The sequence below is a fragment of the Corallibacter sp. genome (assembly GCF_048381695.1).
Classification (GTDB): domain Bacteria; phylum Bacteroidota; class Bacteroidia; order Flavobacteriales; family Flavobacteriaceae; genus Corallibacter; species Corallibacter vietnamensis.
Genome location: NZ_JBLXHI010000002.1, coordinates 279,061 through 299,362 on the forward strand (window position 1 = coordinate 279,061; position 20,302 = coordinate 299,362).

Annotated in this window: 12 protein-coding genes; 6 read left to right on the top strand and 6 right to left on the bottom strand. The window is 34.0% G+C overall.

Annotation, left to right across the window (positions count from 1 at the left end; translation table 11 throughout):
- Positions 1 to 15: 15 nt before the first annotated feature.
- The 4 genes from ACN5J3_RS05065 to ACN5J3_RS05080 form a co-directional block, all read right to left on the bottom strand.
- Positions 16 to 2,322 (bottom strand): glycoside hydrolase family 65 protein, encoded by a 2,307-nt coding sequence (locus tag ACN5J3_RS05065; RefSeq protein ID WP_418511000.1) that lies wholly within the window; start codon positions 2,320 to 2,322, stop codon positions 16 to 18.
- A gap of 39 nt (positions 2,323 to 2,361) precedes the next feature.
- Positions 2,362 to 3,018: a beta-phosphoglucomutase gene (gene pgmB, locus ACN5J3_RS05070; protein ID WP_335973614.1), complete on the bottom strand. Its 657-nt coding sequence runs from the start codon at positions 3,016 to 3,018 to the stop codon at positions 2,362 to 2,364.
- A gap of 1 nt (position 3,019) precedes the next feature.
- On the bottom strand, positions 3,020 to 4,399 hold the full coding sequence (locus ACN5J3_RS05075) for an MFS transporter (RefSeq protein WP_418511001.1): 1,380 nt from the start codon (positions 4,397 to 4,399) through the stop codon (positions 3,020 to 3,022).
- Positions 4,400 to 4,532: 133 nt separating this feature from the next.
- Complete coding sequence (locus tag ACN5J3_RS05080) at positions 4,533 to 5,573, bottom strand: LacI family DNA-binding transcriptional regulator (RefSeq protein ID WP_417290402.1); 1,041 nt, start codon at positions 5,571 to 5,573, stop codon at positions 4,533 to 4,535.
- 303 nt (positions 5,574 to 5,876) lie between these two features.
- Between ACN5J3_RS05080 and ACN5J3_RS05085 the strand changes: the two genes are divergently transcribed.
- The 6 genes from ACN5J3_RS05085 (at position 5,877) to ACN5J3_RS05110 (ending at position 16,565) form a co-directional block, all read left to right on the top strand.
- Complete coding sequence (locus ACN5J3_RS05085) at positions 5,877 to 8,900, top strand: SusC/RagA family TonB-linked outer membrane protein (RefSeq protein WP_418511002.1); 3,024 nt, start codon at positions 5,877 to 5,879, stop codon at positions 8,898 to 8,900.
- An 11-nt stretch (positions 8,901 to 8,911) separates the two neighbouring features.
- Complete coding sequence (locus ACN5J3_RS05090) at positions 8,912 to 10,477, top strand: RagB/SusD family nutrient uptake outer membrane protein (RefSeq protein ID WP_418511003.1); 1,566 nt, start codon at positions 8,912 to 8,914, stop codon at positions 10,475 to 10,477.
- A 12-nt stretch (positions 10,478 to 10,489) separates the two neighbouring features.
- The gene (locus ACN5J3_RS05095) at positions 10,490 to 11,590 is read left to right on the top strand and encodes a SusE domain-containing protein (RefSeq protein WP_418511004.1); all 1,101 of its coding nucleotides are present in this window, start codon (positions 10,490 to 10,492) and stop codon (positions 11,588 to 11,590) included.
- 3 nt (positions 11,591 to 11,593) lie between these two features.
- Positions 11,594 to 13,414 (top strand): SusE domain-containing protein, encoded by a 1,821-nt coding sequence (locus tag ACN5J3_RS05100; protein WP_418511005.1) that lies wholly within the window; start codon positions 11,594 to 11,596, stop codon positions 13,412 to 13,414.
- Positions 13,415 to 13,480: 66 nt separating this feature from the next.
- Entirely contained in the window at positions 13,481 to 16,354 is a 2,874-nt protein-coding gene (locus ACN5J3_RS05105) for an alpha-amylase family glycosyl hydrolase (RefSeq protein ID WP_418511006.1), read from the top strand.
- A gap of 10 nt (positions 16,355 to 16,364) precedes the next feature.
- On the top strand, positions 16,365 to 16,565 hold the full coding sequence (locus tag ACN5J3_RS05110; RefSeq protein WP_418511007.1) for a hypothetical protein: 201 nt from the start codon (positions 16,365 to 16,367) through the stop codon (positions 16,563 to 16,565).
- Positions 16,566 to 16,664: 99 nt separating this feature from the next.
- Here the strand turns inward: ACN5J3_RS05110 and ACN5J3_RS05115 are convergent, their stop codons facing one another.
- Positions 16,665 to 19,250: a hypothetical protein gene (locus ACN5J3_RS05115; protein ID WP_418511008.1), complete on the bottom strand. Its 2,586-nt coding sequence runs from the start codon at positions 19,248 to 19,250 to the stop codon at positions 16,665 to 16,667.
- Between the two features lie 2 nt (positions 19,251 to 19,252).
- Complete coding sequence (locus ACN5J3_RS05120; protein WP_418508532.1) at positions 19,253 to 20,299, bottom strand: UDP-glucose--hexose-1-phosphate uridylyltransferase; 1,047 nt, start codon at positions 20,297 to 20,299, stop codon at positions 19,253 to 19,255.
- Between the last annotated feature and the right edge of the window lie 3 nt (positions 20,300 to 20,302).

Genomic DNA, 20,302 nt, shown 5'->3' on the forward strand with positions numbered 1-20,302 from the left:
GTGTGTTTTTACTCATTAAACAGTAACCAAGCTATTAGCTTCAATCGTTACTTTTTTATCGTTTACCAAGATGTCTAAACTTTCGCCACCTTCTAGTTCGAAGTTGGTTTTACCTTGGTTAACATTCACTTTTATGATTTGATTTCTAAAGTTGATTTTAAACGAATAACCATCCCATTCTTTTGGAATTTTAGGTGAAAAAGACAAGGTATTATCTTTTACACGCATTCCGCCAAAACCTTCAACAATACTCATCCAAGTTCCTGCCATAGATGTAATATGTAAGCCTTCGTGAACTTCTTTATTATAATCATCTAAATCTAATCGCGATGTTCTTAAATAAAACGTATAAGCTTGTTCCATACGGTCAATTTTTGCCGCTTGAATACTATGAACACAAGGTGACAATGAACTTTCGTGAACAGTATATGGCTCGTAAAAATCGAAATGACGCTCTAACTCTTCAGTAGAAAAATGATCTTCAAAGAAATAGAAACCTTGTAATGTATCGGCTTGTTTTATGTAAGGCGAACGCAAAATACGATCCCAAGACCAATATTGGTTTATAGGACGTTGACTAGCATCTAGCTCATCAACTTTTATTAATTCTTTATCTAAAAACCCGTCTTGCTGTAAGTACACATTATGTTCTTCAGAATATGGGAAGTACATCGCATCTGCAACCGATTTCCATTGTGATATTTCAGCTTTAGACAGCTTAACTTTGTTCATTATTCTAGTAAAGTCTGTATCGTATTCTGCTTCAACTTTACTAATATTTTCAATAGCATAATCTATACACCATTTAGCTATATAGTTAGTATACCAGTTGTTGTTTACGTTATTTTCGTACTCATTTGGACCTGTAACACCTAAAATAACGTACTTATTTTTTGCTGTTGAAAACGTAGCGCGTTGGTGCCAAAAACGTGCAATACCAATAAGTACTTCCAAGCCTTTTTCAGGTATATAACTGTAATCGTTTGTAAACCTGTGGTAGTTATAAATGGCAAAAGCAATGGCGCCATTACGATGAATTTCTTCAAAAGTAATTTCCCATTCGTTATGACATTCTTCTCCATTCATAGTTACCATTGGGTACAATGCTGCGCCATTAGTAAAGCCTAATTTTTCAGCATTTTCAATAGCTTTTTGCAGATGATTATATCTGTACTCCAATAAGCTTCTTGCTACTTTTTGGTCTTTTGTAGCCATGTAAAACGGAATGCAATATGCTTCAGTATCCCAATAGGTGCTTCCTCCATATTTTTCGCCCGTAAATCCTTTTGGACCAATATTTAATCTAGAATCTTTTCCTAAATACGTCTGATTTAAATGAAAGATATTAAAACGAATACCTTGTTGCGCTTTTACATCACCACTAATGGTAATATCTGCCATATCCCAAATGTTTGCCCAAGCTTGTTTTTGTTGCTCTAGCAAAGTATCAAAACCAAGTTGTGTAGCTGTTTCCAACACTGATTTTGCTGCAGTCACCAATGCGTTTTTGTCATGGTTTCTATCTACAGTATAACCTCCAAATTTATGAATGGCATATGTTTCGCCTTGCTTAACATTTTGTTTGTAGCTGTAAGATACTAATGTTGCATCTGCACTAACGTTTGGCTCGATTAATACCGACTTACCATTGATAAAAACCTTTGATTCCATGAACGTGCATGTGTAAAAATCGGTTTTCATGGTTTTAGCCTGAATAAACGCTTGGTTATTATCGTGACTTACTTGAGTAGTGTCCCAAAACTTATCGTCCCAGTTAGTATCTTCGTTTGTAATTCCTGAATCGATATAAGGTTGAAATACAATTTCAGCATCACTATTTAATGGTGTTACTTGATAATTGATTACTCCCATTTCGTCTTGGTTAAGACTTAAAAAACGTTTTGCGTTAACTTCTACTTCTATACCATTTTGAAGTGTTGCCTTAAAAGTTCTAGACAACCAACCTTCTTTCATATTAAGTTCTCTTCTAAAATCTTGAACCGTTTTGCACTTGTTTAGGTCTAACTGTTCGCCATTTATTGCTACATTAATACCAATCCAGTTTGGCGCATTAAGTACTTTTGCAAAATATTCTGGGTAGCCATTTTTCCACCAACCAACACGTGTTTTATCAGGATAATATACACCTGCTATGTAGCTTCCTTGAAAGGTTTTTCCTGAATATTGTTCTTCAAAATTAGCGCGTTGTCCCATGGCTCCGTTGCCAATACTAAACAAACTTTCTGATGATTCTACGCGCTCTGCATGAAACCCTTCTTCTATGATTGACCAATTATCTGGTTTAATATAATCTTGGTTCATAATTTTAATATATTGTCTTGTTATCGCTACAACGACAACTTATTTCTTTATTAATTCTTCTATAAATTCTATACTTATTTCAGTGAAATCTTTAAACACATAATCTGCTTCAGATAACACTGTTTTGTCACCTATACCAATTGAAATCATATTGGCATTATTTGCTGCTTGAACACCTGCTACAGAATCTTCAAACACAATGCAATTTTCAGGCTTTTGGTTAAGTGCTTTTGCTCCTATAAGGAATACTTCAGGGTCTGGTTTTGCCTTACTTACATCATTACCATCAACAATGGCTTGAAAGTTTGAAATAAGGTTTACTTTTTGAAGTATTTTTCTGGCGTTTTTACTTGCCGACCCTAAAGCTACTCCTTGATTATTTTCATTAAGATGATTTAAAATTTTTGGCACATCTGGAAGAATTTCGCTTTCTCCCATTTTATCTATGTAGCTTAAATAATCATCATTCTTTTTTGCCATTAATGCCATAAACTCATCTTCTGAAATTGTTTTATTTCCCCAAGACAAGATTTTTTCTAAAGATTTTACACGACTTACACCTTTTAGTTGTTCGTTCTGTGTTTCAGTAAAATCAACATCAATACTATTGGCTAATTTTTTCCATGCTAAAAAATGGTATTTTGCAGTATCTACAATAACACCATCTAGGTCAAATATGAATCCTTTTGTATTCATTTTAATTTATTTCGTTTTCTGGTTGATATGAAATTGCGTCTTTATTCACAATAAACAGGTTGCAAAGTGCTGCTAGAATTAAACTAATACCAGCAACAGTCATAGCATTAATTGCATCTTCACCTAAAAGACTAGACACATAATTAATACCACCAAGTGCTGCTATAATTTGAGGTATTACAATAAACATATTGAAGATACCCATAATAACTCCCATCTTTTTAGGATCTACGGAACTTGATAACATCGCATACGGCATTGAAAGAATACTTCCCCATGCAATTCCTATTAAAATAAAACAGTACTTTAAGGTTTCTGGTGTTGCATAATACATAGCCATAAACCCAACGCCTCCTAGTATAAGAGAACCCATGTGAACAAATTTTCTGTTTATACGTTTTTTAGATGTATACAGTGCTAGTAGTAATGCAAATGCCATAGAAGACAATCCATAAACACCCATTGCAGAACCTACCAAGTTTGATGATTTTTGAAATGCTGTATTTGCCGTATCAAAAGCTTCAGCTTGTGATGCAATAGTTAAATCAAATGCTGCCTCTAATGGTGCAGGTGTTTGAAACACATGCTCTGTAAGCGCAGGATTTGCCATACTCCACATAGTAAAAAACGCAAACCAACTAAAGAACTGTATAAGTCCTAGTTTTTTCATTGTTAGTGGCATTTTGCCTATGTTTTCTAAAATATCAGGAATAAAGCGGTTTTTCTTTTTTCGTTCACGCTCAAATTCCTCCATGTCTTCAGGAGGATATTCGGATGTAGTAAATACGGTATATAGAATGCTTATTAAAAATACAACAGCACCAATACCAAAGGCTACTTTTACTGACATTGGCACAACGCCTTTTGGCGCTGCATCGCTAACACCTAGTTGTGATACCATCCAAGGCAAATTACTTGCTATCCAAGTACCAATACCAATAATAAGTGTTTGCACAACAAAACCATATGAACGTTGCGAATTGGGTAGCTTATCTGCTACTAAAGCCCTGAAAGGCTCCATTGAAACATTGATAGAAGCATCAAGAATCCATAAAAAACCTGCAGCCATCCACAAAACTGATGAATGTGGTACTAAAAACAGCGCAAGTGAACTTAAAATAGCTCCGATTAAAAAATATGGACGACGTCTTCCCCAGCGTGGATGCCAGGTTTTATCGCTTAAATAACCAATAATGGGTTGCACTAGTAATCCTGTTAAAGGAGCTGCAATCCATAACAATGGAATAGCATCTTTATCAGCACCAAGTGTTTGAAATATTCGAGACATGAAGCCTCCTTGTAACGCAAAACCAAATTGAATTCCTAGGAAACCGAAACTCATATTCCAGATTTCCCAAAAACTTAAGGAACGCTTTTTCATTAATAGTATAATTTAGATTAATACTATTTTGATAAGCATATACTCATCAAAACTTATGGTGAGAAGTGAAAATATAAGTTTTGATTTCTGGCAGTAAAGATATAAAAGTTTTTAAATACGCAATGTTAAATTTCTATTTGGTAGATTCTCTTTTAATAATCTCCGTTTCAATTATGTGCGTTTCAAAGTATTCTTCTTCATCTTCATTCTCCAGTTTATTTATTAATAGTTCAGCGGCTTTTTTCCCCATTTCTTCAGCATGCTGGCTAACGGTTGTTAGACTTGGTGTTGCATGCTTGGACAAAACACCATCTGTAAAACCAATCACTTGTAATTGTTCTGGGATTTTTTTCTTGAGTCTTCTTGCTACTTTCATAGCTGTAAGTGCATAAAGCTCATTTACAGCAAAAACACCGTCAATTTTCTTATTGTTCACAAGCAACTGTTCTATTTCAGCTTCAAGGTCTTCTAAATGGTCTTCAGAATCTAGTTCTTCAACAATTTTTAAAATCAGTTCTGATTGAGGTTCCATTTTGTTTTCCTCTAAAGCCTCTAAATAGCCTTGAGTTCTCAACCTTCCTACGCTAACATAATCTTTAGTTGTAATAATAGCAATGTTTTTGCAACCATTTGCTATAAGCTGTTCAACAGCTTTTTTTGACCCTTTTAAATCATCAACAATAACTTTATCACAATTTACTTCATTAACAACCCTGTCAAACATTACAATAGGCATTCCTTGATTAATGGTCTCATAAAAATGATGATAATCTTGTTGCAACAATGTTTCTTTAGATATAGATAATATAAAACCATCTATACTTCCATTGGCTAACATCTCCATGTTTATCACCTCTTTATCAAACGATTCGTTAGAAAGCCCTACGATTACATTGTACCCTCTTTTATTAGCAACCAGCTCTATACCACGAATAACTTTTGAAAAGAAATAGTGTACGATTTCAGGTATAATGATACCTATCGTTTTCGTTTTTCGGTTTTTCAGGCTTAATGCTATATTATTTGGGCGGTAATTATAGAGTTTTGCAAAGGCCTGAACTTTTTGTCTAGTATCCTCACTAATTTCTTTACTATTTCTTAAAGCTTTGGAAACTGTTGAGATAGAAACATCTAATTCTCTTGCTATTTGTTTTAAAGTTATTTTTCTTTTCATTGTATTCTTTAGAGGCTCTAAATATAACAACTAAAATTCACACTAAAAACTTGACTTTTAATTACTACACACGAAATACAGTTTTAGATATTTAACAATATAGCTGTACTTTAAATACAAATCTCTTAATTATAGGTGTTTTTTTGTTGTTTTCCTATAATTTCAAGAAAGTTTTTAACACGAAAACGTTTTCGCAACGTCGCAATTATTGGAATACAAAAAAGATACACATTTTTTACATAGATTTAACATCGAGAAGTGAGAATATAACTAAAAAATTAACAAATTAATTCAAAGTATTGTATGAAAACAATGTTAAATAGCTTGCTGTTTTTACTCTTCTTTTTGCCCTCATTTTTGATTGCGCAAAATCAAGTTTCTGGAACAGTAACAGAAGAATCATCATTACCTTTACCTGGAGTTAACGTAATTATAAAAGGGACATCTCAAGGAACTGCTACAGATTTTGATGGGAATTACCAACTTGAAGCTAATGAAGGAGATATTATTGTCTTTTCTTATGTTGGTTACCTAACGAAAGAAGTTAGTTATCAAGGACAATCATCTCTTAATGTGACACTTGTTGAAGATGCTGCACAACTTGATGAGGTTGTCCTTATTGGATATGGTAGTGTGAAAAAAGAAGACCTTACTGGTGCTGTAGATTTAATTACAAGTGAAGACTTTAACAAAGGCCCTGTAGTTTCAGCACAACAATTAATTTCAGGAAAAATTGCTGGTGTATCTGTTACTTCTGGTAGTGGTGCTCCTGGTGATGGTCAAAACATTATAATAAGAGGTACAGGATCTTTAACCTTATCTGCAAACCCGCTAATTGTTGTAGATGGTGTACCTATGGGAGATAGTGTTGGAGGTACAAGAAACCCTTTAAACTTAATAAACCCTAACGATATTGAAAGCATGACTGTGCTTAAAGATGCCTCTGCAACTTCTATTTACGGTTCTCGTGCTGCCAATGGTGTTATCATGATTACTACCAAAAAAGGTAAAGGCGACGAGTTTAAATTCAATGTTAGTTCATCAACAACTGTTCATACGCCAACAGACTATGTTGATGTTTTAGATGCAAATGCTTACAGAAATGTAGTTACTACCCATCCTAGAGCTAACGCAAACACTATTGCTTTATTAGGCAATGCTAATACAGATTGGCAAGATGAAATTTACCAAACTGCTTTTGGGCAAGACCACAACATAAGCGCAAGAGGTAGAGCTTTTGGTGTATTACCAGTAAGAATTTCACTTGGTCATACTAACCATGATGGAATATTAAAAAGAGATAATTTTACTAGAACAACGGCTTCTTTAAATTTAAGCCCTAGCTTTTTAGATGATCACTTAAAAGTTGAATTAAATGCAAGAGGAAGTTACACAGAAAACTTTTTTGCTAATAGAGGCGCTATTGGAGCAGCTAATACATTTGATCCAACTCAACCTGTATTTAGTAACGATCCACAAGTTATTTCTCAATTTGCTGGATATAATGGCTGGTACGAACCTTTATCTAGCGCAATTGACCCAAATACAGGATTACCAGTATTAAGTCAAATAAATTTAGCAAACCAAAACCCTTTAGCGCAATTAAATTTAGTTGATGACACGGCTGAAGTTAGAAGACTTTTTGGAAATGCTAAAGTAGATTACAAATTACACTTTTTACCTCAAGTTACTGCAACAGTAAATGTTGGTTTAGATAAATCTAATAGCCATGGTAGAAACATAACACAACAAAGTTTATCAACATCATTAACAAATGATGGTTGGCAATATTGGAACGGTTCTAGATCTAGCTACATAAACGAAAGCACTAGTCAACTTTTTGACGCCTATTTAACGTATAATGATTCGTTTAAAGACACTCACAACCTAACTGTTGTTGCTGGTTATTCTTATCAATCTTTTGAAGGTGATAATTATAGTTTTAATAGTGAAGACAAAGAACGTGATGAAAGAAATCCTAATGCTAATATAGATTACGAGTTCATAGACAAATGGAAAAGCGTATTATTATCTTACTTTGGACGTTTAAACTATGATTACAAAGGCAAATATTTACTTACAGCTTCTTTAAGAGCTGATGCCTCTTCTAAATTAAACCCAGATGATAGATGGGGACTCTTCCCTTCTGCTGCATTAGCTTGGAATATTAGTAATGAGTCTTTTTTAGAAAACTCAAACACTATTAACGACTTAAAATTACGTGTAGGATATGGAGAAATAGCAAACGTTAATGGCCTTTCTGATTATTTATTCTTAACTCGTTATACTCGAAGTCAATCATCAGCAAATTACCAGTTTGGAAACGGAGCTAATAACTTGCCTGCGTTTTATCAAACATACAGACCAGAACCTACAAATGATGATTTACGTTGGGAAGTAGGAAAAACAATAAACGTTGGTCTTGATTACTCTTTATTCAACAGTAGAATATCTGGTTCTATTAATGCTTACAAGAAAACAACTGAAGACTTAATTGCTTCTGCCTTTGTTGATCCTTTTACTAATTTTGGAAGTAGAATATCTAAAAACATTGGTGACATGGAAAATAAAGGTCTTGAATTTGTACTTAATTTAGTTCCTGTTCGTACTGAAGATTTAGAATGGTCTATAAGCTATAACATATCGCTTAATGACAACGAAATCACCAATCTACCTTTTGATCAAGATACAGGTGGAATTAGTGGAGGAACCGGAAACACTATTCAAATACACAAAGAAGGAGAAGCTCCTTATAGCTACTATGTGTTTGAACAAGTTTATGACGTTAACGGACGCCCTATAGAAGGTGCCTTTGTTGATAGAAATGGTGATAACATTATAAATGATGATGACCGTTACATATATAAAGACCCTTATGCTGATGTGATCATGGGTCTAAACACTAACTTAAACTATAAAAAGTGGGATTTCTCAATACAAACAAGAGCTAACATTGGTAACTATGCATACAACAATGTGGCTTCAGGAAACTCATACTTAAATGGTGTTATTCCAACAACAAATAATTTCTTATGGAACATACATTCTGATTATTTAGAAACTGGGTTTGTAGAACAAACAGATCAAAACTTTTTAAGCAGTCACTGGATTCAGGAAGCATCATTCTTAAAAATAGATAATATTACGCTTGGCTATACTTTTGATAATGCTATTAAAGATAGTAACATTAGAGTTTATGGTTCAGTACAAAACGTAGCTACTTTTACAGATTATGATGGATTAGATCCTGAAATAACTGGAGGAATTGATAACAGTTTCTATCCAAGACCAAGATCATTCATGCTTGGATTTAATGTTGATTTTTAAAAAAAAGAATTATGAAAAAAATATTTAAAATTTTAATTGCACCCGTAACATTTTCTTTGCTCGTTAGTGCTTGTCATGATGACTTAGATCAATCTCCAATTGATCCGGATAGCTTTACCGAAGAAGATGTTTTCTCTAACGCCACTGAAGCAAAAGGTGCGTTAGCTAAATTATATGCCAGTTTAACTCTTACAGGGCAGGCTACCACAGGACAAGCAGATATTGCTGACATTGATGAAGGAGCTTCACAGTTTACACGTATGCTGTTTAACTTAAACGAGTTAACAACAGATCACGCTGTATGCGGTTGGGGAGATCCTGGATTACCAGATTTACACGGTATGTATTGGACATCTGGAAACGACTTCTCTCAAGCTATGTATGTGCGTTTAGCTCAAGAAGTATCATTTTGTAACTCTTTCATTAGCAAAGCAGCAGCAATAAGCGATCCTGCTATTCAGGATTTCTTGGCTGAAGCAAGATTTTTAAGAGCTTTTGCTTACTATAACCTTATGGATTTTTACGCAAATGTTCCTCTAGTTACTAAAATTAGTACAGAGCTACCAACACAGAGTTCTAGACAAGAAATTTTTGACTTTGTTGAAGCTGAATTATTAGAAATAGAAAACACTTTACCAGACAACAACGAATACGGAAGAGTTGACAAAGTTGCTGCTTGGGCGTTGTTATCTAGACTTTACTTAAATGCCGAAACTTGGACAGGGACTCAAAGATATGATGATTGTGTTATTTATTCTAACAATGTAATAAACTCATCATACTCTATAAACATGAATGATGCAAACAACAATGGCACTTCATACGATGAGCTTTTCCTTGCAGATAACAATTCTAACGGAGCTCAAAATGAATTCATTTTTGTTTTAAGTTTTGACGGAGTACAGTCACAAACTTACGGAGGATCTACCTTCTTAATTCATGCCGCTATAGGAGGCACTATGGATGCTTCTGCCTTTGGAGTAAACGGTGGTTGGGGAGGAAACAGAACCACTTCTGCCTTAGTAAATAAGTTTGATACCAATGATCAAAGAGGTATGTTTTACACTAACGGACAAAGTTTAGAAATACAAAACATTTCAGCTTTTGAAGAAGGTTATACAATTACTAAATACAAAAATATAACATCAACAGGTGCACAAGGTAATGATGCAAATGGTGAATTTGCAGATACTGATTTACCTATAATTCGTTTAGCTGAAATTTACCTAAACTATGCTGAAGCTACATTAAGAGGTGGCAACGGAGATTTAGGCACTGCCGTAAACCTTATTAACGAATTGAGAGTAAGAGCTTATGGTGACAATTCAGGAAACATTTCTACATCTGCTTTAGATTTAGATTTTGTATTAGATGAACGCTCAAGAGAATTATATTGGGAAGGACAAAGACGTACAGATTTAGTACGCTATAACTATTTTACTACCGGAAACTATGTATGGCCTTTTAAAGGAAACCAACCTAATGGTGCTTCTGTAAGTAACTTTAGAAATGTTTTCCCTATACCTAGCAATTCAATATCAACAAATCCTAACCTTGCTCAAAACCCAGGGTATTAAAAATTAAAAATCATGATAAAAACAACTAAAATATTAGGTTTTTTGATTTTTTCAATCATTTGCCTATACTCATGTGAAAATGACGATCAGGATTTTACAGCCTCTAATGTCTCAAGTTCTATTCTGTTAGATGCAGATATAAGCACTATAGAATTAGATGATACAAACCCTGATAACCCAGCTATTACAATTACATGGAGTGATGCTAACTACGGAGTTCCTACAGCAGTCAGATATACTGTTGAAGCTTCAGCTGACGAAGCTTTTACAAACCCTTACAATGCTGGTTCATCTACAGAAAACTCAATTTCTTGGAATGTTAGAGAACTTAATTCTATAGCTGCTGGTTCTGGTATTGCTCCTTTTGAATTTTACCCTTTATATGTTAGGGTAAAATCTGCATTAGGCTCCCAAAATACTTTAGAAGATTTTTCAAACACTATTACTCTTTCGGTAAAATCTTATTATAACTATCCTTTTAAAGATGTATATTTAGTAGGTCCTGCATGTGCAGCTGGTTGGAATAACGACAACTCAAACGCAGCAATGTTTAGAGATGAATCAAATGAAAACAAATATACTTACACAGGATATTTTAATGCAGATCAGCTTAAAATCATTGAAAACAAAGGGTCTTGGGCTCCACAATACGGTGGAGATACTAGCAACAACTTGATTGCAAGACCAACTGAAGATGACGCAGATCCTTCTCCTATTGAAATAGCTACTGCTGGATATTACAGATTTAGCGCTGACTTAAGCGAGTTAAGCTACACTTTAGAACCTTATGACGAAAGCACTTCTCCAACACTATCTTCTGTAGGAATAACTGGTTCTGCTACTCCTAATGGAAGTACAGAAACATCGCTACAACAATATGGTATAGGCGGTACAACTTTTGACAATCACATATGGTTTTTAGGAAGCGTTATTTTAGTTCCAGGTGAATTACAATTTGTAATTAATGGCTCTGATACTTGGGGAAGTGACACTGAATTTTCAGGACAAACTACACTAGGTGGTGGCTCTATAACTGTAATTGTTGAAGATGACTACGAAGTTTGGTTTAACGACTTAACGGGAGAATATATTTTAATCCCTAAAACACTTTAAAAAATGAAACATATATTAAAAATTTGCCTAGCACTATTACTTATTATCCCTTTTGGATGTAGTGATGATGATACAATACAGGTAGTACCTCAAGCCAAAAAATTTGAGTTAAGTACTCCTAATGCATCAAACATTGTGTTAAACTATGAGTACCCTGACAACCCTGCTTTTACCATTGTCTGGGTTGATGATATTACTGGTGCAGATTCTTATACTATAGAAATGTCTACAGAGGCATCTTTTGATACCTCTATCACATTAGGATCTTCATCTTCAAATACATTTACAATGCCTGTAAATGAGCTTAACAACGCACTTATTGAAGTTGCTCCTAACGCTTATGAAGACACGTCTATTTACGTAAGAGTTAAAGCAGAGGAAACAACAAGTAATGTTATATCTCTTAATGTAGTTACTTATCCAGAAGAAAATCCTGTAATAATAAGTCCTGACAGCACTTTTGAAGTTGTCTTATCTGATATAACAGAAAATGAAAATGCTTTAGCTGTTGAGTGGGATGATCCTGACTTTTCTGTTGACACTTCAGCTGAAATTGATTATTATATTGAGATAGCTGTAGCTGGTTCTAACTTTGTCACTATTGAAACACTTGGCAACACCCAAGATAGAGTTTTAGAATCAACTCACGGTAGTTTAAACGAAGCTGCTTTAAACTTAGGGCTTAACGCTGACGCAGCTTCTCAATTAGACTTAAGAGTTCGTTCAGTTATTGAGACAACATCAAATAGTTTAGAGCGTATATCAGATTTTATAACAATAACCGTTACTCCTTATGAAACCGCTTTACCTCCTGTTATTTATGGAGTTGGAGCAGGAATGCCAAATGCTGGATGGGCATGGGACACACCTCAAGAGTTTATTCTACAAGGAGCTGTTTACTCAGGAAACGTTTTATTAAGTCCAGATAATGATGGTAATTTCAGGTTTTTTGCACAACAAGACTGGGGACCAATAAGCTATAACTTCCCTTATTATGAAGTTAGAGGCTACACAATTGATTCTAATTTAGTAAACGCATTAGACGGTGATAGCAACTTTCAATTTATTGGTACAGAGGGAGAATATCTATTAGAAATAGATACAGAAAACAAAACGATAACATTAGGACCTCCTATTATTGGACCTAACTGCGAGTTTGACCAACTTTGGTTAGTTGGAGCTGGTATACCTGATGCTGGTTGGGGCTGGGAAACTGCTGTGCAGCTACCATGTACAGGAGCTGGAGTATATTCTGGAAATGTAACGATTCAAAACAATGGTGGTGCAGATAATAACTTTAGATTTTTCACTACTGAAGGCGACTGGGGATCTGGTCAAAACTTCCCTTACTTTGAAGGTGAAGGTTACACAATAGATTCAAATTTCACAAACGCTTTAGATGGCGATAGTAACTTTGCCTTTACTGGAACTACTGGCGAATACTTCTTATCCGTAGACACGGTTAATAAAACAATAGTTTTAGATGCAGCTCAAGTTAACTGTGAGTTTGACCAACTATGGCTAGTTGGAGCTGGTGTACCTGATGCTGGTTGGGGTTGGGACTCTCCTGTAGAATTAGCTTGTATAGGTGCTGGAGTATATTCGGCTGATGTAACATTTGCTAATGATGCCTTTAGGTTTTTTACAACTGAAGGTGATTGGGGTTCTGGAAGAAACTTCCCTTATTACGAAGGTGAAGGCTATACAATAGACAGCAATTTTGTTAATGCTTTAGATGGTGATAGTAATTTCCAATTTGTTGGAACACCTGGATCCTATACTTTGACTATGGATACTGTAAACAAAACCATATCTATACAATAATTGGTTTAATATAAACAAAGGCTATGGTAATAATAATCATAGCCTTTTTCTTTTAAAAAAAGCACTATGAAACAAACACTACATACTATTCTATTCTTTTTTTGCGCATTAACACTTTCTGCGCAAACTCAAACGGATGTTAGTTTTGATATATCTCCTTCAACATTTGAAGAAAATGAAGAAATAACAATATCAATATCAAATTTAGATGCAAGTATTTGGGGAAGTACAAATGGTGAAGACATTTATCTATGGGCTTGGTATTTTGACACTAATGGTAACCAAGTTGGTGATGCTCCAAACAATGGTTCATGGTCAGATTCAAATGAATCACAAAAATTCACAAACAACGGAGACGGTACATACACATTAACATTAACACCTACAACCTTTTTTAACGACACAGGAATTGGTCAAATAGGAATGTTAATAAAAAGTAATGATGGCTCGCAACAATCTCAAGATGAACTATACTATGTAGGCGTTGTTACTGTAACAATTAGTAACCCTACGTCTGAAACAGTTATTATTGAATCTGGAGGAAACATATCTATCAATGCTTACATGCAATCTGGTGGAAGCACAGAGGTTGGAAACTTTGAGGTTTTTCTAAACAATAACTCCGTAGCTACGGGAACAGGATTTCCTAACTTTGGAACTACCGTAAACAATATTACTGAATCAGGTACTATGAGGGTTGTTGGAACACCTGTTGGTTCTTCAGAGTCTGGTGAAGCTACTTTTGAAGTTGCTATAGCCTCATTAACACTTGAAACATTACCTGCTGGTCTTGTTGATGGGATTAATTATGATGAAACAGATCCTTCAAAAGCGACCCTAGTAGTTAATGCACCAAATAAAGACTTTGTATATGTTGCTGGTAGCTTTAACAACTGGGATCCTTATGACTCTTATCTAATGAAAAAAGACCCTTCAAGTTCAAAATTTTGGCTTGAACTAACAAACTTAACACCTGGTGAAGCTTATACATATCAATACTGGCTATATGATAACAACCCTGTAAATGGTTCTCCTAACGAAGTTAAAACAGCTGATCCTTTTTCTACATTAGTTTTATCCCCTGATGACGACCCTTGGATTCCTTCATCTTCATATCCAAACTTACCAACTTATCCTTTAGGACAAAAAAGAGAGGTTACAGTTTTAGAAACCGGTCAATCAGAATATAACTGGCAAGTAACAAACTTTGAAAAACCTAAAAAAGAAGATTTAATTATCTACGAAGCTTTAATTAGAGATTTTGATGAAGATAGAAACTTTCAAGATTTAATAGATAGAATAGATTACTTCAAAGACCTTAATATTAACGCCATACAACTAATGCCTGTAATGGAGTTTGAAGGTAATGAAAGCTGGGGATACAACACCTCTTTTCATATGGCTTTAGACAAGTTTTATGGAACAAAAGATAAATTTAAAGAACTTGTTGATGTATGTCACCAAAATGGAATTGCTATAATTCTTGACATTGCATTAAATCATGCTTTTGGTCGTAATCCAATGGTACGCATGTGGATGGATGATCCTGATGGTGATGGTTGGGGCGGACCAAGTAGTGAAAACCCATATTTTAACCAAACAGCAAGACACAGCTATAATGTTGGTAATGATTTCAATCATCAACAACCTATGACTCAATATTACGTTCAGCGAGTTGTTCAACACTGGATAGAAGAGTTTAATATTGATGGATTCCGTTGGGATTTAACAAAAGGATTTACTCAAAACTGTTCTGGAAGCGATGAAGGCTGTACAAATTCATACCAACAAGATCGTGTTGATATTTTAAAATCTTATGCTGATTATAGTTGGAGTTTAGACGAAACACACTATGTGATTTTTGAACATTTAGGTACTGATGCTGAAGAGCAAGAATGGGCAAACTACAGAATTAATGATGCTGTAAGTAAAGGTATTATGATGTGGGGAATTATGAACCACGATTATAACGAACTTACTATGGGTTATCCAGCAAACATAAACAGAATGGGACACAACTCAAGAGGTTTTAATGCACCAAGACTTGTTGGTTATGCCGAAAGCCATGATGAAGAACGTTTAATGTATAAAAACTTACTATACGGTAATAGCTCTGGAAGCTATGATGTTACTAACCTAGAAACAGCCTTACAACGTATGTCTGCTTTAGGTGCCGTGACGCTAACTATTCCTGGGCCTAAAATGATTTGGCATTTTGGTGAGTTAGGGATGGAAAACTCTATTTTTACCTGTAATGATGGAAGCGTAAATGATTCAAGTGGTACAGATGGAGATTGTAAATTAGACACAAAACCTCAACCTCAATGGGTAAACAATTGGACTCAAGATGCTAACAGAAGTCAGATTTACAATGATTGGGCTAGACTTAATGATTTAAAAATTAATGAAGCTGTTTTTGAAGGAAACTACACCATAAACTCTGGTAATTTAACGCCACGTATTTATATCTGGAATGATGCTTTACCATCAACTGAATTAAAAAACGTTGTTATTTTAGCAAATTTTGATATAACTGCTCAAAATATTACACCAGATTTTCCTTACACAGGAACATGGTATGACTTAATGGATGAAACAGGAAACACATCAATTAATGTTTCAAACACAAGTACTGCCATAAACATTCCTGCTGGATCGTTTAGAATTTACGGTAATGCATCTTCTACTCTATCTACAGAAAATTTCACTAATATTTCAACACTAACAATTTATCCGAACCCAACATCAAATACTTTTAAAGCTAATAGAGCTTTAGATAAAATTTCAATATTTGATACTACCGGTAAATTAGTTTTTAGTGAAACTGGTCGTTTTGAAAAAAATCATGAATTCAATGTATCAAACCTGACTCAAGGATTATACATCGTAAAATTAAGTGAGAATAATAATGCAACTACAAGAAAACTGATTATTAACTAAATCAACAATTATGAAAAAGCTTTTTATCATAGTTTGTTGTTTTGTCTCATTAGCACATTATGGGCAAACAACAATTCAATATCTCCAAAGAGCTACGAACTATACTGCTTTTTTTAATAACAATGGAGGTAACCTTGATAAAAACATATATATCATAAAAACTCAAAACAACTCAGGAGCAATTAAAACCACTAAACTTGTGAAACGCTAGAGATTTTAACACCAATTAATTTTTTCTGGGTAAAAAAAGGTTCAACAAATGTTGAACCTTTTTAAGTTTAAAGATCTAATTCAAAATAAATCTCTGCTATTAATCTAATCTTACATTTATAAGTCCCAAACTATAAGTGTCTTTTTGCTCATCTTTTGACATTTCTGGGCCTATTGAAAATTGAATACTTTCTAACTTTGTAATATCAAAATCACTTGAAATATGATGCTCTAAATTGTATGGTAAAAAACTAGGATAAGGTCTAGGAAGTGTCACTGTTTTTACTGGTTTTAAATTTTGAACCTCAAGTTTATGTTCTTTAATTTCAGGAGTAATATTTATTATAGTTCCGTAAGCTGATCCATCATTAAGTACTAAAGCTACTTGTAGTTTGCATACTTTGTTATTTAAAGATCTTGCTTTTACAACAATTGTGTTCTTATTATTTAAATCTTGAACTCTTCCTTTAATATTTTCAAAAACAAAGTGCTTAAATGTATAATCATAAATTGGTTTCGCATTTAGGTTTTCTACATCAGGTTCAAACAGGTTTTTTAAATGTATTTGATATTCCGCTTCATTATTATTTTGCGTTGGCATTAGCTTAAAACCAGGCTTCCATTGCCTTACAAGGTTATCAGAGTCGTTTATAGCTTCAAATAAATAAACTGGGTTAGATTTCCCTACAACAGTTGTTTTGTAACTTGTTGTGTCGTAAAAATCCCATTCGTTTGGCTTTCCTTCTTTTCCGGCAGGATAAGTCACAGTTTTATTTCCTGTTTCAACAAGAATATGATAATACAAATATCCTGTTTTAATCGCTTCTGCTGGAATAGTTACACTAAATTGATAAGGAGTAACTTCATTCATGTCTAATGTAAATCTCTTAGACCCTAAATACCCTACCATTTTTACTGAATCTGGTTTTTCAGGTGCAACATATTGTAAATTGATGTTAAGCAGAGTATTTTCAGAAACCTCTTCAATAGAAGCATGATTAAACCAAGGCTTACTCACAGTTGTTTGTGGAGCGTAGAAGGCATTTAACGTATTGGTTTTAAAAACATCTTGTTTAGACCAGCGCTTTTTTGCTCCGCTTTTACTCACAATATAAGTTCCTGGTTTTATTATAAAAGTATTTTCTGAAACATTAACCTTATGTGTGTTGCCTTCGTTTATAGCTTCTATATTAAAATTAGTACCTAAATCTTTTATATTTAAAGACATTGTATGTATATCCCAATTAATAACAGCTACAGTTTTTTTAGAACTATTTTTTCCGAATAAATTATCTACCCAAATAGCATCTGGCATAACTTCTAATCGCCATGAGTTTTTATCTATTTTGTCTAAAAAGTATGCACCAAGTCCATTGTAAGACACTAATTTTGAATTACCATAACCTGCTATTTCTTTTAAGTGTTTTTCATTTACTGGCGTTGATGTTGTTGTATTAGTGTAAAAAAACTTGTCTTTTGAATTATATTCTGCCAAATCTTGCTCATAATTCACTTTAAAGTTTCCAAACTCATTGTTTTCAGGATAAGTTCCGTATTGAGAGTGCATAGGAATTTCATGAAATACTTCCGAAGCAATTTTTAAACTTAAAGCTTTTTGCGGTGCATAATTTAAGTTCATATAATGCGTATTGTACTCGGTATTGAAAGGTGCCAGAAATGTAGGATCGTAAGCAAAATGAGTACCTATTTGTATTCCTGCTGTTCTAAAACTTCTTGCCATAGCTGGATATATATAAGATTTTCCAACATCGGCTGCATCAAACTCATAAACTAATTTCGCCCCGTTATGCTTTTTTATAATAGAGTCAAAAGGCATGTTATAATCATTAACATTAGGAAGTAAATTTCCTGACAATTCTTTACCATAGCCCAGGCCTGTTGGGTACCATTGAAAAGTTCCGCCTTGCGCACCTCCTTTAAAGTATGCATCCATAAAATGTACAGCATGACTCATGTTATAAAAAACAGGTTTTTTAGTCCCTGTTTTTTTAATAGCCGTAACCATTTTAGAAACAAAATCAGTAACATTTTTTGCTTCTCCCTTATGGTGTGGCTCATTGCTTACTTCAAAAGCAATAATGTTTGGCTCATCTTTATAAGCAATGCCTGTATAAGGATTTACATGGTTTATAAACTGATAAAGATAATTTTGTTGGGCTTTAATAGCTTCGGGATTTGTTAGGCAGTCTGCTTTACCATATTTGCTAGAAAACCCAGGACTTTCTGTATCTGGTTCTGGCCAACCGTTACCCCAAAAGGCTATTGGCGTAATAACAAAGTTGATATTATTTTCTTTTAGTTTTTTTAATAAATAATCAAAAGCATCTAAATGTTCATTTACAATTAGGTTACCGTTTACATCGCTTATTTCGGTATCCCAAACATGTATACGATATAGATCAAAGCCTAACCTTGTAAAATGATAAATATCGTTATCAATAGCTTTTTTAACATCAACACCTAATCGTTTAGCTGTGCGATAAGCATGAGCAAATGGCACGGTATAATTTACACCAAAACCATGTACTTCTTCTTGTGAGTGTTCCCAACGCATAACACCACTATCATCAATGATAACATTTCCTTTTAATGATTTGTCTTGACTAAAACCTAAAGAGAAAGAGATAAAACAAATAAGTAAAAACAGGCAATTTTTAATTTTCATAATTAGGCGTATTTTGTTGTGTATAAATTATCTGCTAAATGTTTTAATGTTTGAGCAGCAGTTTCAGCGGTAATGTCTCGTTGTGCCATACCAAACATTTCATAGCCTACCATAAATTTCTTTACTGTTGCACTGCGTAATAATGGCGGATAAAAACTCATATGCCAATGCCAATGGTCATTATTTTTTTTGATTGTTGGCGCTTGATGAATACCACTAGAATAAGGGAATGATGTATTAAAAAGTTTGTCATATACTTTTGTTAATACAGAAATAGCTTCGGCAAATAAAATGGTTTCTTCAGCTGGTAATTCTGAAATATCACGTTGTGGTGTTTTAGGAACAATCATTGCTTCATAAGGCCAAACAGCCCAAAAAGGAATTAAAACTACAAAAGCTCTGTTTTCAAAAACAATACGCTCTTTAAGTTTTAGCTCTTGCTTTAAATAATCTTGAAGTAGTGTTTTTTCTTGCTGCTTGTAATATGCTAATTGTTGTTTGTCTTTTTTTAGAACCTCATTTGGCAATGAAGATTGACTCCAAATTTGACCATGAGGATGTGGATTACTACATCCCATTACAGCGCCTTTGTTTTCAAAAATTTGCACATACTCTATAGTTTCTTGTTTACTTAAAGTGATAAACTCATTTTGCCATACTTGAATGACTTTTTGAATACCTTTAACTGTCATTTGTGCTAAACTTTTAGAATGATCAGGGCTAAAACAAATAACCTTACAAATGCCTTGCTCGCTTTCAGCTTTTAGTAAGCCTTCGTTTATATTAAATGTTTTAGAATCTTTTTGTAGCGCCGAAAAATCATTTACAAACACAAAAACATCTTCGTAATTAGGATTTACTTCTCCATTAGCTCTTTTATTCCCAGCACATAAATAACAGGTTTCATCATGTTTTGGTCGTTCTTGACTAACCGCTTCTTCTTCCTGTCCTTGCCAAGGACGTTTTGCTCTGTGAGGAGATACTAAAACCCATTCACCTGTTAAGGGATTGTATCGTTTATGTGAATAATTTTGAATGTCTGTTTCCATAAT